We start from the raw sequence: 14,849 nt of genomic DNA, 5'->3' as shown, positions 1-14,849 counted from the left end.
TATTTTGTTCGTTTCGTCGCTGTAGCCTTCTTTGTTTTCGCTACGCTCAAATACAATTTGGGCTACGCAACTCAACTCACGCGCCATTCATCCCACGCTCCTAAGAGTGAGACGTGGGGCTTCTGTCGGTTAAGCTAAAAACGGAATTCATGATTTCTCGCTCCCACAAATTTTAGTTGAAATTCACTACCAAAATTGTAACAGAATTTAACAATTTATGTTCATTTGTAACTATTCTGCCAGCATTATTAATAACTGTGCCTCTGTCAATTGGCTAATTCCTAAATTCTGGGCTTTTTCTAGCTTAGAACCGGCATCTGCACCCACAACTAAAAAGTCTGTTTTTTTGCTAACTGAATCAGTAATTTTACCACCTGCTTTTTGAATTAAGGCTTTGGCTTCATCCCGTTTTAAGGTTGGTAATGTGCCGGTGACGACAAAGGTTTTCCCCGCAAAATTTTGATTAATTTTCTCTACTGCTTTGGTTTGGGTGCTGTTGGCTAATTGTAAGCCAATGGTCTGAATCCGGGAGATTAAGGTTTGATTGGCTGGGGTGCGAAACCATTGATAGACTGATTGGGCGATTTCTGCACCGATACCATAAACGCCTGCAATATCAGATTGTCTGGCGGCTGTTAACTCGGCGACGGTGGTAAACTTCTCTGTGAGTAATTGGGCGTTGACGCTGCCAACGTGACGGATGCCTAAACCATATAATACTCTAGACCAGGGTTGGGTTTTTGATTGTGCGATCGCCTTCACCAATTTTTCTGCCGATTTTTGTCCCATGCGTTCTAATGCAGATAATTTATCTGTTGTCAATTCATATAAATCAGCAATGGAATGCACTAAACCCTTGTCTACGAGTTGATACACCAACTTTTCTCCCACACCTTTAATATCTAAAGCGTCACGACTAACCCAATGTTCAATTTCACCTTTAAGAATCGCCGCACAGGAAGCATTTACGCATCTAGTAACAGCTTCGCCCGTTTCTCTCACCACCTGTTGACCACAGACGGGACAATGGGAAGGCATAATGAAAGGTTGAGTATCAGCGGGACGTAGTTCTTTGATGACCCGGACGACTTCGGGAATGATTTCGCCGGCTTTGCGAACAATCACAGTGTCGCCAATACGAATATCTAATTGCTCAATGCGATCGCTATTATGTAAGGTAGCACGAGAAACAGTTGTTCCCGCTAATTGTACTGGCAACATTTCCGCTAAAGGAGTTAATGCCCCAGTTCTACCAACGTTAACGGTAATTTTTACTACGCGGGTTGGAGCTTCTTCCGCCGGATATTTTAAGGCTATAGCCCAGCGGGGAAACTTCTGTGTAAACCCCAATTGTTCTTGGAGTCTAAACCTATTTAATTTAACGACAACACCATCCGTCATATAGGGAGAATTCAGCCGTTCTGTATCCCAATATTGGTAATATTCAGCAACTTCAGCGATAGAATGGCAGAGTTTATGATTGGTATCCACTCGAAAACCCATTTTTTGCAACAATTCCAAAGCCTCCCATTGAGTATTCGCAATACTAGAATCATCCAAGCCTGTAATATGCAGAGTATAAGCAAAGAAGTCTAACTGTCGTTGTGCTACAATCCGTGAATCCAATTGTCTGAGCGTACCCGCCACAGCATTGCGCGGATTAGCAAATAACTGTTCTCCAGCCTTTTGTCTCTTTTCATTAATTTCCTTAAATACCTGTAAAGGTAAGAATGCTTCTCCGCGGACTTCCACCTTAGCAATATTTTCTAACCCGTCAAAATTCAAACGGAGGGGAATTGAGCGAATAGTCCTGACATTTTGGGTAATATTCTCACCCATTACCCCATCTCCTCGCGTTGTCCCCCTGACTAAAAAGCCATTTTCGTAAGTCAAAGCTAAAGCTGCACCATCAATTTTTAACTCAGATACATATTCTACTTCTCCGTCATTATATTGAGTAGGTGAGTATCGCCGCCACCGCTGATCCCAACTTTGCAATTCTTCAATATTGAAGGCATTTTCCAGGCTATATAGGGGAATATTATGACGGACTGAAGTAAAATGGGTGGCAGGGCGATCGCCAACACGCTGAGTTGGACTATCAGGAGTAATTAATTCGGGATTTTGTGTTTCTAATTCTTGCAACTCTCGATACAGCCGATCATAAACCGTATCTTCCATAACTGGCGCATCTAAAACATAATAGGCATAACTAGCTTGTTGCAATAAGCGGCGTAACTCTCCTATACGTTTTACTTCCGGCTGATTTGACATCATCAGTTTCATAACAAAAAATAATAACAGTGGGAATTTAATTATAGGAATTCGGTTTGATTCTGTGAATTTACTTGTGTGGTCAGGGAACAGTCAACAGTCAACAGTCAACAGTCATCATGACTCAAACTTTCATAAACAAACCCCCCATTATTATCGCTCATCGTGGTGCAAGTGGCTACCGTCTTGAACATACTTTAGCTAGTTATGAATTAGCAATTGATTTAGGTGCTGATTATATTGAACCCGATTTAGTTATTACTAAAGATGGTGTTTTAATTGCCCGTCATGAAAATGAAATCTCTGAAACTACTGATATTGCTAATCATCCCGAATTTGCTCATTTAAAAACCACGAAAATTATTGATAGTGAAATTAAAACAGGTTGGTTTACAGAAGACTTGACCATAGCAGAAATCAAAACCTTAACAGCTAAAGAACGTATTCCCCAATTACGCCCGCAAAATCTAGTTTATGAAGGAATATTTCCTATTCCCACTTTTAGAGAAATCATTGATTTAGCCCAGCATAAAAGTCAAGCAATTGGCCGTAATATCGGCATTTATCCTGAAACAAAACATCCCAGTTATTTTCAATCAATTGGTTTACCATTAGAAGACACTTTATTATTCAGTTTACAGACAGTTAATTTACCCATATTTATTCAATCTTTTGAAGTTAGTAACCTCAAAGAATTATCTCGAAAAACAGATTTACCATTAGTCCAACTCATTAATGATAATGGTCAACCTTACGATTTTGTGATTAATCATAATCCCCGAAATTATGCAGATTTATTAAACCAAAAAGGGTTGAAAGAAATTGCTGAATACGCCCAAGCAATAGGTGTAAATAAAAACTTATTAATTCCCAGAGATAATCATGGTCAATTACTATCACCAACATCTTTAATTATAGATGCTCATGCAGCTAATTTACAAGTTCACGCTTGGACTTTTAGAAATGAGGATTTTTTCTTACCCTTAGACTGTCAAGGAAATCCTGAAAAGGAATATCAATCATTTTTTAAATTGGGTGTGGATGGCGTATTTAGTGATTATCCAGATAAAGCCTTAAAAGTCAAACTCTATGAATAATTTATTGCTATGTTTGATCTCAAATCGCTGTATTTTCTCGCGCGTAATCAGGCAAAACGAGAATATATGATACCATCTTCAATTGTGAAAGCTGCTAATCTGGCTAAATTTAGGGTTTAGCACTTCGCTATCGCACAATTATAATCTCATAATATGCTCTTAGTTTTATCCTAGATGCTATTTATCAGATATATTATTCATAATAGCTGTATGATTAGCTTAAATTATAGAAAATCAATAATACTTTTGATATTTATAACTTTTAGCAATTTGCCTTTATATTTCCTTAATAATTAGTTGAGAATCTTTTCTATTTATCAACGAGGTTGCTATACTTTCAGCGATTTGCTATAATTTCAGAGAATTTCATAATCGGGTTACTATTGTCAATTTTAAATTTTTCAGAAGATGTTAGTCTCAAACCCTTGATTGACAGTAGGTTCAGAAATCATTTTCCCAGGCTAATACAAAACTTTACAAAATTAATAGCTATTCCTTCAACAATTTTAGCCATGAATTTGCTCAGAAATGATCTAATTTGAGCGATCGCCAAAATTTCCTATTGACAAATTAACAAAAAAGTGATTTGCAACCTGTCAATGTTATTAATTTTAGTGATATTTAGGACTTACGCAGGAGTTACAGAATAATGAACCACAGAGAACACAGAGAAATGAGGGTTTGGGGAATATTCTGATTTATGATCTGCTGTTTCACAATGAATAACGAAATTCCATTGCTGCTGTGGGTTTTTATTAGTTTTATCTGCTAGAATTTCCGCATTGCGAACTGCTTGCAGCAGAGCTTGCCTGTTTTCGCCATCTTTCTTATTGTGCATTTGTCGGCTTTTTTGTACCACCTGTCAAACAAAGTATCCCTATCCCCAAAGTTGCTAAAGTCCAATTTTTCCAAATATTCAATAAAATCACATTCAAAGTTACTAGGAAGGTTTACAAAATGGTGTTTACTAAATTACAAACACCATAGTTTGTTTTTACGCAATCATTCAACACTACTCCAGAAAAATTTCGTTTGGAAACAACGAACAACGAACAACTGACAACTAAAAAATTTATGGTATTACAAGTAGAAAACAACGCTTACGAAGCGAAAACCCAAGAAATTGCTAAACAAGTTCTAGCTGCTACCCAGGAAAATCGCTCATTTTTATCAGCTTTACGAGACCAAATGCGCCTTGATGATAAATTACTCGATTGGGCTATGAGTAATCCAGGTTTACGGGTACAATTATTCCGGTTCATAGATACCTTGCCCGCTTTACATAGTAAATCAGAAATTGCCTCCCATTTGCAAGAATATTTGGGAAATGATTCCGTAGAACTACCCGCAGCTTTGAAAGGAATCTTAAACTTTGCTAACCCTGATTCTATGCCCGCACAGGTAGCCGCGACAACAGTGGGAACTGCGGTGGAAACTTTAGCACATAAATATATTTCCGGGGAAAATATCAAGCAAGTCATCAAAACCGTTGAGAGACTGCGAAAAGACAAAATGGCTTTCACCATTGACTTACTAGGTGAAGCTGTAATTACGGAAATAGAAGCGCAATCTTATTTAGAAAGATATCTAGAGTTGATGCAGCAGTTGGTGGAAGCATCCAAAAATTGGGGGAAAATTCCGGCTATTGATGAAGCTGACGGCGAAAATCTCCCCAAAGTCCAGGTTTCTGTCAAATTAACGGCGTTTTATTCCCAATTTGATCCTTTAGATGCCCAAGGTAGTGAAGCCCGAGTCAGCAATCATATTCGGACTTTGCTCCGTCGCGCTCAAGAATTAGATGCAGCAGTCCATTTTGATATGGAACAATACGCCTATAAAGATATCACATTGAATATTCTCAAAAAGCTATTACTAGAAGAGGAATTTCGTCAACGCACAGATATTGGGATGACAATACAAGCATATCTGCGGGATAGTGAACAAGACGCTAGAGATATTATTGCTTGGTTAAAACAACGGGGTTATCCTCTCACCATTCGTCTAGTTAAAGGTGCTTATTGGGACCAAGAAACCATCAAAGCTACTCAAAAACACTGGCCGCAACCAGTTTACAATGATAAAGTCGCCACCGATGCCAATTTTGAGGCGATAACTCAGCTATTGCTAGAAAATCATCAGTATGTCTATTCTGCCATAGGTAGTCATAATGTGCGATCGCAATCTCGCGCGATCGCTATAGCCGAAAGTCTCAATGTTCCCCGTCGTCGTTTTGAAATGCAAGTTCTGTACGGCATGGGTGATAAAATCGCCAAAGCCTTAGTAGATAAAGGTTATCGTGTGCGGGTTTATTGTCCCTACGGTGACTTATTACCAGGAATGGCTTATTTAATTCGCAGATTATTGGAAAATACGGCGAATAGTTCGTTTTTACGGCAAAATTTAGAAAATCGTCCGGTTGAGGAGTTGTTAGCAGCACCAATTATGTCTCACGCAGAGGCGCAGAGTCGCAGAGAGGAGGAAGGAGGTTTTGTTGGTGTTGCCGATACTGATTTTGCGGAGGAGGAGAGAAGGAAGAGGTCGAGTTTGGCTTTGGCAAATGTGCGTCAGCAGTTGGGGAAAACTTATTTACCTTTGCTAAATGGGGAATATGTGAATACTAGAACGTTTATTGATTCTCTTAATCCTTCTAATTTTACTCAGGTTGTTGGTAAGGTGGGTTTACTCAGTATTGAACAAGCTGAGGAAGCAATGAAGTTTGCTAAGGCGGCTTTTCCCGCTTGGAAGAAAACCCCAGTTAAGCAACGTGCAGATATTTTGCGTCAAGCTGGGAAGTTAATGGAGGAACGACGCGCCGAACTTTCCGCTTGGATAGTTTTGGAGGTGGGAAAACCTGTTAAGGAAGCTGACGCAGAGGTTTCGGAAGCCATTGATTTTTGTCTTTATTATGCTGCGGAAATGGAACGGTTGGATAAGGGTGTAATTTATGATGTGGTTGGGGAAACCAATCGTTATATTTACCAGCCAAAAGGTATCGCTGTTGTCATTTCTCCCTGGAATTTTCCTTTGGCTATTGCTTGCGGTATGACTGTTGCAGCCTTGGTTTCAGGAAATTGTACTTTACTCAAACCGGCAGAAACTTCTTCTGTGATTACTGCAAAGTTGACAGAAATACTCATAGAAGCGGGAATCCCTGAAGGTGTTTTTCAATACGTTCCCGGTAAGGGTTCTCAAGTCGGTGCTTATTTGGTCAATCATCCTGATACTCATGTTATCGCCTTTACTGGTTCTCAGGAAGTAGGTTGTAGAATTTACGCAGAAGCCGCAATTCTCAAACCCGGTCAAAAGCATCTCAAAAAGGTAATTGCCGAAATGGGTGGCAAGAATGGCATTATTGTAGATGAAAGTGCTGATTTAGATCAGGCTGTTGTCGGCGTTGTCCAATCTGCTTTTGGTTATAGTGGACAAAAATGTTCTGCTTGTTCACGGGTAATTGTGCTTGAACCTATTTATGATGCCTTTGTGGAAAGGTTGGTAGAAGCAACTAAGTCTTTAAATATTGGAGAAACTGAATTACCCAGTACCCAAGTTGGTCCGGTAATTGATGCTAATGCCCAAGCTCGCATTTTGGAGTATATTCAAAAAGGTAAACAAGAAGCAGAAGTTGCCCTAGAATTACCCGCACCCAGTCAAGGTTATTTTATCGGACCTGTGATTTTTTCGGAAGTACCCGCTAATGGAGTCATCGCCCAACAGGAAATATTTGGACCTGTCTTAGCAGTAATCCGGGTGAAAGATTTTCAAGAAGCAATAGAAGTTGCCAACGGTACAAACTACGCTTTAACTGGTGGTCTTTATTCTCGCACACCTTCCCACATTGAACAAGCGCAAGGGGAATTTGAAGTTGGGAATTTATACATTAACCGAAATATTACTGGAGCGATCGTTTCCCGTCAACCTTTCGGCGGTTTCAAACTTTCTGGAGTCGGTTCCAAAGCAGGCGGACCAGATTACCTACTGCAATTCCTAGAACCACGCAATATCACAGAAAACATCCAACGTCAAGGTTTTGCCCCAATTGAAGGTGCAGAATAACTATATCCTACACAGATCCCCAACTTCTTCAAGAAGTCGGGGATATAAAATAATAATATCAAAAAAAATTATCCCTAACTCAAAACACCGGCAGAAAAACCATCTTTATGAACCTTTCGTTATCAGTCCTGATAGAATCTGCAAAAGCGGGAAAACTCATCAGTTTCCCTACAGATACAGTTCCTGCATTAGCCACCATACCAGTACAAGCAGAATTAATTTATGCTGCGAAACAACGCAGTTTTGATAAACCTTTAATTTTAATGGCTGCCAAAGCTGAAGATTTATGGGATTATGTTCAAGGTAGCCAAAGAGAATATCAAACCTGGCAAAAAATTGTTAATCAATATTGGCCAGGTGCATTAACTTTAGTTTTACCAGCTAGTGACAAAATTCCCACTGTCATGAATCCTCTTGAACCGACCACTATTGGAATTCGCGTCCCCAATCATCCAGTTGCTCAAATTATTTTGGCACAAACCGGTCCAATGGCGACAACTAGCGCTAATTTATCAGGACAACCAGCTTTAGAAACCAAAGCAGCTATAGAAGCTCAATTTCCAGAGGTTTTAACATTAGAATCAACGGAATACCAAGGTTTGGGAATACCTTCCACTGTTGCTAAATGGACAGGGAAAAATTGGCAGATTTTACGACAAGGTAGTATTAAATTAGATAATTATGAATTTTAGTAACTGGCTATATTTAGGCGCGGGAATAGGATTAGGAATAGGTTTTTGTAGATTATTCCTTCAGCCTAGCAAATTTGCATCCATTCCCGTTACAAATGCTCCACAACAGCAAGAAAACCTACTTTTGGCAGAATTAGAGCAAACCCAATTAGCCTACTATCAGGCGCGGGAGATGAGCCGATTTCAAGGGGGTTTTTTAGCTAGGATTGGTCATGAATTGCGATCGCCTTTAGGGAGTATAATGGGTTTACATCAACTGATTTTGGCAGATTTGTGTGAAAATCCCCAAGAAGAGCGAGAATTTGTCCAACAAGCTTACGAAAAATCTCTGAAATTATTAAAAATAATTGATGAAATTCTCAATGTTTCCAAAATTGAATCTGGTAGAAATAAATTAGATATTCAGGCTTTACAATTAAGTGAATTTCTCCAGGAAGTTTATGAACTAACTTATTTACTAGCCGTTAACCGCAATTATCCTTTTATTTTATCACCGTCAGATCCAGAAATTCAGATTTTGACAGATTACCATTGGCTCAAACAAGTATTAATCAATTTGATAGATACAACAGTTGCTAACATGGAAGAAGGGAATATATATCTTTCTAGCAATTTACAATCTCCAGGTAATTTTGCCAATATTTGGTTAGACGTACCCACTGATACAGTAATCACAAATGAATCTCTGCATTTGATGAAATCAGAACCTCAAACAACTCAGGAAAATATAGATTTGTCACCAGGAATGAAACTTTCACTCAATCAACGTCTGGTAGAATTGATGGGAGGAAAATTAGAAATTTTGCCTTTTCCCACCAACCAGGAATCAACATCGCAGTTAACTAGGCTGCAAATATCCATGCCTATAGAGACTCTTGCAAACAAATCTCTTCACTGACAAAAGCCTCAAAATCAGATTGATGATCTAAAACCATTGTCGTGGTGTTATTGACTCGAAAACCAATCTTTTCATAAAATTCCCGTTGGTGCGTTGTCATTAAGTATACACGCTCCACCTTCTGCATTCGGGGATGACTTAAAACCGTTTCCACCAACTTGCTACCCAAACCGTTACCTTGATAATCTGGATGAATGACAACATCCCAAATTGTAGCGCGATAGATGCCATCAGAGGTGGCTCTAGCGAAACCAATTAATAATTCCCTATCCCAGATAGAAATAACAGGTTCACTGTTAGCAAGAGCTATACCCCAATCCTTAATACTACGTCCTTTTGCCCAAAAAGCAGCCAGATTAAACAGTTCTTGGAGTTGGAAAATATCAATATCCGCAAGGCTTTGGCTAAATTGAATCTGAGAATATTTCATCTATAGACACCATAATTATCGGAGTATCTTCGCTTCTGTTATGGCATATTTTCCTAGAAATTACTAAACTTGTATATGTATATGCAACATTTTAATTATAGCAAGTGCCAAATTATTTGATTTAAGCCCTGGCGAATAGAATTCACGGCTACACAAACGAAGTCCGCCTGCGCGGACTAAGAAAAAATCAAGGATTTGAAACCCACGCAGGTGGGTTTTGTCTGTGTAGACGCGGTTTCTAACCGCCTGTTTAACTATTCTCAATCACCAAACACACCAGCAAAAAAGTCCAAAGTCTCCTTCAATGCTTTGATGAAAACATCAATTTCCTCACGGGTATTGTAAAAAGATAAACTTGCCCGTGCAGTTCCTGATAAACTCAAATAACGGTGTAATGGTTGAGTACAATGGTGTCCAGAACGAATTGCAATACCTTCTTGATCTAACAAAGTTGCTAAATCATTAGGGTGGACACCCTCTGCCGTAAAAGCTGCTAATGCGGCTCTCCCTTCCCCTTGAGCATTAGGTTTTGGTCCGTAGATTCTAATTTGGGGTATTTGCGCTAATTGCGCGAATAAATAGGCAGTTAATTCGGCTTCATAGGCATGGATTTTATCCATACCAATATTAGTAAGATAATCTATAGCGGCACCAAGGGCGATCGCTTCCCCAATAGCCGGAGTACCCGCCTCAAATTTATGGGGTAATTCTGCGTAGGTAGAATGGTCTAAAAATACCTCTGCAATCATCTCACCACCACCGAAAAATGGCGGCATTGCTTCTAGTAATTCCAGCTTACCATATAAAAAGCCAATACCAGTGGGAGCGCACATTTTATGTCCAGAAGCCACCAACCAATCACAGTCAAGTGATTGAACATCAATGGGAGTATGGGGGACACTTTGACAAGCATCAAGTAAGAACTTCGCACCGTATCTGTGAGCAATTTCGGCGATTTCTTTAACTGGATTTATGCAACCCAAAGTATTAGAAATATGCACGATAGACACCAGTTTTGTTTTGTCAGAAATCAAGTTTTTAAACTGTTCCAAATCAAAAGTTTCTTCCGGTGTTAATTCGACAAACTTCAAAACCGCACCCGTTTTTTGAGCCACAAATTGCCAAGGAACAATATTACTATGGTGTTCCATAACCGAGAGAATAATTTCATCTCCTGGCTGTAAATTGTTCATTCCCCAACTGTAAGCGACTAGGTTTATAGCCTCAGTTGCATTGCGAGTGTAAACAATTTCTTGGCGGGATTTGGCATTAATGAATTTAGCAATTTTATCACGCGCACCCTCATAAGCATCAGTAGCCTTGCCGCTGAGAAAATGTGCGCCACGATGGACATTAGAATTATATTGTTCGTAATAATCACGCCAAGCATTTAATACAGCTAAAGGCTTCTGAGAAGTAGCCGCATTATCGAGATAAACCAGGGGTTTACCGTGAACTTCCTGATGTAGAATCGGGAAGTCAGCGCGAACTTTATCAGCGAGAGATTTGGTAGAAGTGATGACCATTTTTAATAAAGATTTTAGGGGAATTTTAATTACACCAGGCGAATATAATTCGCGGCTACACAGGCGAAACCCATCTTCATGGGTTTAATTTATTAATTTGTCTTGAGTCCGCGAAGGCGGACTTTGTTTGTATAGCCGCGATTTCTAATCGCCTTTTCAATCGCCTACTTATTCGTGAGACTGGTAACAGTTTTCAACAAACTCTCACGCAAAGCAGCAACAGGAATAAAGTTAATAATTTCCATTGCGAAACCATTAACTAACAACTTGCGAGCATTATTTTCATCAATACCACGACTTTGCAAGTAGAATATTTGATCATCTTCTAATTGACTAACAGTAGCACCGTGAGCGCATTTAACATTATCAGCAGTGATTTCTAACTGCGGTTTGGTGTCAATTCTCGACTTCGATGATAACAGCAAATTGCGGTTTAATTGAGATGCGTTAGTTAACTGCGCCGGTTTAGGAACAAAAATCTTACCATTGAAGACACCATGAGCGCGATCGCCTATAATGCACTTATGTAACTGTTTGCTCACACCATGTGGATGATTCAAAGATAAAGCACTGTGAGTATCAGCCAATTGATTATCAGCAATCACAGTTAAACCATTCAGCGTCGTTTCCGTTTGTTCACCAGTTTGCAAAATCTCCAAATTGTGACGAGATATTCTCCCCCCAACCGTCACCGCATTACAACTATAACGACTATATCGTGCCTGAGTAACAGCAGTTTTCCCCACATGAAAAGCCGCTGCACCTTCCCGAACAACCCTATTGTGACTCACCTGAGCATTTTCATTTACCCAGATTTCCGTTACCCCATTAGTAAAATACACTTCCTTCTCTGTGTTCTCCGTGTCTCTGTGGTTCGTATATTCCTCAATCAAACCCAGCTGAGAATTACTTTCAGCGACGACTAAAACACGAGGTTGGGAAATAGTCGCAGACTCACCAGCAACAGAAACAAAAAGTAAATGAATGGGAGTTTCCACCACCACATTTTTACCAACCCATACCACAGCAACATCATTTAAAGCCGCAGTATTTAAAGCCGTAAAAACTTCCCTTGTTCCCTCAGATTGTGCTAAATATTGCTGTACAACCTCATCAGATAAAACATTCAAATTACCAACTTTCAACCCAGCAAGTAAATCTTCAGTATGAGATAAATCAGGTGAGTAAACACCATTAACAAATACTAATCGCTGAGAAACTTCAGATAAAATATCAGATTCTAAAGATATTTCCTGAAACATCCCCAACTTAAAATCTACCTGTTTTAAAGGTGATAAATCAGTAAATCGCCATTCTTCATCGCGGGTATTGGGAATAACAGAATGACGAACCCATTTAACAGCACCATCACGAAGTTGCTGCAAACAATCATCTTTTTCCGATACAGTTACCTGATTTAACAAACCAGTTAAAAAACCATCTCTATCTAATAAATTTGGTTGGAGGGGTAATTCATGAATTACCTCTACATTGATAGAACTAGACATTATACACCCACTCCTAAAGCTTCTTCCAACACCCAATCATAACCGCGAGATTCCAACTCAAGCGCCAACTCCTTACCACCACTTCTAATAATTTGTCCTCGCGCCATCACATGAACAAAATCAGGAACAATATAATCAAGAAGACGCTGATAATGAGTAATCATAATTGTCGCATTTTCAGCATTAGTTAACTGATTAACCCCATTAGCGACAATTTTCAGAGCATCAATATCCAAACCAGAATCAGTTTCATCCAAAATCGCTAACTTTGGTTCTAAAATCGCCATTTGCAGAATTTCATTCCGCTTCTTTTCCCCACCAGAAAAACCCTCATTCACACTGCGATTTAGAAAAGAAGAATTCATCTTCACAACATCCAACTTTTCCTCAACCAAATCATCAAAATCGAAAGCATCAACCTCTTCCAAACCTTGAGCCTTTCTCCGAGAATTATAAGCCACCCGCAGAAAATCCAAATTACTCACACCAGGAATTTCCAGAGGATATTGAAAAGCTAAAAACACACCATTTCTAGCTCTTTCCGCTGCTTCCATTTCCAAAAGATTTGCACCTTGGAAAATCACCTCACCACCAGTCACCGTATAAGCTGGATGTCCCGCTAACACCTTAGAAAACGTACTCTTCCCAGAACCATTTGGACCCATAATCGCGTGAACTTCCCCAGCGCGAACCTGCAAATTCAACCCCTTCAAAATCGGAGTTCCATCAACATCAGCCGTCAAATCCTTAACCGACAAAATCAAACCACTATTCTCAATAATCATGTTCTTTCTCTTTATTCTCTTTCTCTGCGTACTCTGTGCCTCTGTGGTTCGTTTTCTTAACCCACACTACCCTCTAATTTCAGACTCAACAACTTATCAGCCTCAACAGCAAACTCCATAGGAAGCTGATTAAAAACATCCTTACAGAAACCGCTAATCATCATTGAAATAGCATCTTCCGAAGAAATACCACGTTGAGCAAAAAAGAACAATTGATCTTCACCAATTTTAGAAGTAGAAGCCTCATGTTCGACCTTACCCGTACTATTCTGAACTTGAATATAAGGAAAAGTATTAGCTTGAGCATTATCCCCAATCAACATCGAATCACATTGAGAATAATTTCTCGCACCCTTAGCAGTAGGATTAATCTTCACCAAACCCCGGTAACTATTGCTAGATTTACCAGCAGAAATACCTTTAGAAATAATAGTACTGCGGGTATTTTTCCCCACGTGAATCATCTTACTTCCAGTATCAGCTTGCTGCTTATGATTTGTTAATGCAACCGAGTAAAATTCACCCACAGAATTATCACCAATCAAAACACAACTAGGATATTTCCAAGTAATAGCTGAACCGGTTTCTACTTGAGTCCAAGAAATCTTAGAATTGACACCTTGACACAAACCACGTTTAGTCACAAAGTTGTAAATTCCACCTGTACCATTTGCATCCCCAGCGTACCAGTTTTGCACAGTAGAATATTTAATTTCCGCATTATCTAAAGCTACCAATTCCACAACCGCAGCGTGTAATTGGTTGCTGTCGTACATTGGTGCTGTACAACCTTCTAAATAAGAAACATAACTTCCTTCTTCGGCAACAATTAAAGTCCGTTCAAATTGTCCAGTATCTCCAGTATTAATGCGGAAATAGGTAGACAATTCCATCGGACATTTTAAGCCCTTGGGAATATAGACGAAAGAGCCATCACTAAATACAGCCGCATTTAAAGCTGCGAAATAATTATCAGCAATGGGAACAACGCTACCCAAATATTTTTTAATCAGTTCTGGGTGTTCTTGTAAAGCTTCCGAAAAAGAACAGAAAATTACGCCATCTTTGGCAAGTTTTTCTTTATATGTAGTGGCGACAGAAACACTATCAAAAATCGCATCAACAGCAACATTACTTAATCGCTTTTGTTCATTTAAAGGAATACCTAATTTGGCAAAGGTTTCCAATAAAGTCGGATCAACCTCGTCTAAACTGTTGAGTTTGGCTTTCTTTTGTTTCGGTGCGGAATAATAAATAATATCCTGATAATTAATAGGCGGATATTGGACATGAGACCAAGTGGGTTCTGTCATTTTCAGCCATTGATGATACGCGCGGAGACGATATTCCAGCATAAATTCCGGCTCATTCTTTTTGGCGGAAATCAGGCGAACAACATCTTCGCTTAACCCACGAGGGATAGTATCGGCTTCAATATCGGTAACAAAGCCGTACTTATAAGGTTGGTTGACTAAAGTGGTGACGGAGGCGCTCATCGGTTCTCTTGTTTTCTCTTTAAAGGACGGGCGACGGGCTGCAAAAAGCTAATTCCCGGTTTCTGTTACCAATTCCTAACAGGACTGCTA

At 39.4% G+C, this 14,849-nt stretch carries 11 protein-coding genes; 4 read left to right on the top strand and 7 right to left on the bottom strand.

Translation table 11 applies throughout. The features are described 5' to 3' along the window. Nucleotides 1-231: 231 nt before the first annotated feature. The gene (ligA, locus tag PN471_RS22370; RefSeq protein WP_271778701.1) at nucleotides 232-2,277 is read right to left on the bottom strand and encodes an NAD-dependent DNA ligase LigA; all 2,046 of its coding nucleotides are present in this window, start codon (nucleotides 2,275-2,277) and stop codon (nucleotides 232-234) included. A 116-nt stretch (nucleotides 2,278-2,393) separates the two neighbouring features. Between ligA and PN471_RS22365 the strand changes: the two genes are divergently transcribed. Continuing rightward, nucleotides 2,394-3,371: a glycerophosphodiester phosphodiesterase gene (locus PN471_RS22365; protein ID WP_271778698.1), complete on the top strand. Its 978-nt coding sequence runs from the start codon at nucleotides 2,394-2,396 to the stop codon at nucleotides 3,369-3,371. 628 nt (nucleotides 3,372-3,999) lie between these two features. On the opposite strand, the gene PN471_RS22360 is transcribed toward PN471_RS22365, so the two are convergent. Then, nucleotides 4,000-4,209: a hypothetical protein gene (locus PN471_RS22360; RefSeq protein ID WP_271778697.1), complete on the bottom strand. Its 210-nt coding sequence runs from the start codon at nucleotides 4,207-4,209 to the stop codon at nucleotides 4,000-4,002. Nucleotides 4,210-4,445: 236 nt separating this feature from the next. On the opposite strand from PN471_RS22360, the gene pruA reads away from it, so the two are divergent. The 3 genes from pruA to PN471_RS22345 all read left to right on the top strand — a co-directional run bounded on the left by pruA (nucleotide 4,446) and on the right by PN471_RS22345 (nucleotide 9,014). After that, nucleotides 4,446-7,424: an L-glutamate gamma-semialdehyde dehydrogenase gene (gene pruA, locus PN471_RS22355; RefSeq protein ID WP_271778696.1), complete on the top strand. Its 2,979-nt coding sequence runs from the start codon at nucleotides 4,446-4,448 to the stop codon at nucleotides 7,422-7,424. A gap of 107 nt (nucleotides 7,425-7,531) precedes the next feature. Further along, a complete protein-coding gene (locus tag PN471_RS22350) occupies nucleotides 7,532-8,116 on the top strand; it encodes an L-threonylcarbamoyladenylate synthase (RefSeq protein ID WP_193892141.1) in 585 nt (194 codons plus the stop codon). Then, nucleotides 8,106-9,014: a sensor histidine kinase gene (locus tag PN471_RS22345; protein WP_271778695.1), complete on the top strand. Its 909-nt coding sequence runs from the start codon at nucleotides 8,106-8,108 to the stop codon at nucleotides 9,012-9,014. The genes PN471_RS22350 and PN471_RS22345 overlap by 11 nt, the downstream gene beginning before the upstream one ends. On the opposite strand, the gene PN471_RS22340 is transcribed toward PN471_RS22345, so the two are convergent. From PN471_RS22340 to sufB, 5 genes are all read right to left on the bottom strand, one after another. Beyond that, nucleotides 8,980-9,444, bottom strand: coding sequence for a GNAT family N-acetyltransferase (locus PN471_RS22340; RefSeq protein WP_271778694.1), 465 nt, complete (start codon nucleotides 9,442-9,444; stop codon nucleotides 8,980-8,982). The two genes, PN471_RS22345 and PN471_RS22340, sit on opposite strands and share 35 nt — an antisense overlap. 260 nt (nucleotides 9,445-9,704) lie before the next feature. Then, the gene (locus tag PN471_RS22335; RefSeq protein ID WP_271778693.1) at nucleotides 9,705-10,970 is read right to left on the bottom strand and encodes a cysteine desulfurase; all 1,266 of its coding nucleotides are present in this window, start codon (nucleotides 10,968-10,970) and stop codon (nucleotides 9,705-9,707) included. A gap of 164 nt (nucleotides 10,971-11,134) precedes the next feature. Next, nucleotides 11,135-12,478 (bottom strand): Fe-S cluster assembly protein SufD, encoded by a 1,344-nt coding sequence (sufD, locus tag PN471_RS22330; protein WP_271778692.1) that lies wholly within the window; start codon nucleotides 12,476-12,478, stop codon nucleotides 11,135-11,137. Beyond that, nucleotides 12,478-13,263: a Fe-S cluster assembly ATPase SufC gene (gene sufC, locus PN471_RS22325; RefSeq protein WP_271778691.1), complete on the bottom strand. Its 786-nt coding sequence runs from the start codon at nucleotides 13,261-13,263 to the stop codon at nucleotides 12,478-12,480. Before sufC ends, sufD begins: the two co-directional genes overlap by 1 nt. A gap of 56 nt (nucleotides 13,264-13,319) precedes the next feature. After that, nucleotides 13,320-14,759, bottom strand: coding sequence for a Fe-S cluster assembly protein SufB (gene sufB / locus PN471_RS22320; RefSeq protein ID WP_271778690.1), 1,440 nt, complete (start codon nucleotides 14,757-14,759; stop codon nucleotides 13,320-13,322). Nucleotides 14,760-14,849 lie beyond the last annotated feature (90 nt).

This window comes from Aphanizomenon sp. CS-733/32 (assembly GCF_028330045.1).
Classification (GTDB): domain Bacteria; phylum Cyanobacteriota; class Cyanobacteriia; order Cyanobacteriales; family Nostocaceae; genus Dolichospermum; species Dolichospermum gracile.
Note: the sequence above shows the minus strand (reverse complement) of the source record. Positions and strands in the feature narration are given on the sequence as shown.

Excerpts from the sequence above, each read along its gene's own strand:
- ligA (WP_271778701.1), bottom strand. The coding sequence starts at position 2,277 with ATGATGTCAAATCAGCCGGAAGTAAAACGTATAGGAGAGTTACGCCGC.
- PN471_RS22365 (WP_271778698.1), top strand. The coding sequence starts at position 2,394 with ATGACTCAAACTTTCATAAACAAACCCCCCATTATTATCGCTCATCGT.
- sufD (WP_271778692.1), bottom strand. The coding sequence starts at position 12,478 with ATGTCTAGTTCTATCAATGTAGAGGTAATTCATGAATTACCCCTCCAA.
- PN471_RS22335 (WP_271778693.1), bottom strand. The coding sequence starts at position 10,970 with ATGGTCATCACTTCTACCAAATCTCTCGCTGATAAAGTTCGCGCTGAC.
- PN471_RS22360 (WP_271778697.1), bottom strand. The coding sequence starts at position 4,209 with ATGCACAATAAGAAAGATGGCGAAAACAGGCAAGCTCTGCTGCAAGCA.
- sufC (WP_271778691.1), bottom strand. The coding sequence starts at position 13,263 with ATGATTATTGAGAATAGTGGTTTGATTTTGTCGGTTAAGGATTTGACG.
- sufB (WP_271778690.1), bottom strand. The coding sequence starts at position 14,759 with ATGAGCGCCTCCGTCACCACTTTAGTCAACCAACCTTATAAGTACGGC.
- PN471_RS22340 (WP_271778694.1), bottom strand. The coding sequence starts at position 9,444 with ATGAAATATTCTCAGATTCAATTTAGCCAAAGCCTTGCGGATATTGAT.
- pruA (WP_271778696.1), top strand. The coding sequence starts at position 4,446 with ATGGTATTACAAGTAGAAAACAACGCTTACGAAGCGAAAACCCAAGAA.
- PN471_RS22350 (WP_193892141.1), top strand. The coding sequence starts at position 7,532 with ATGAACCTTTCGTTATCAGTCCTGATAGAATCTGCAAAAGCGGGAAAA.
- PN471_RS22345 (WP_271778695.1), top strand. The coding sequence starts at position 8,106 with ATGAATTTTAGTAACTGGCTATATTTAGGCGCGGGAATAGGATTAGGA.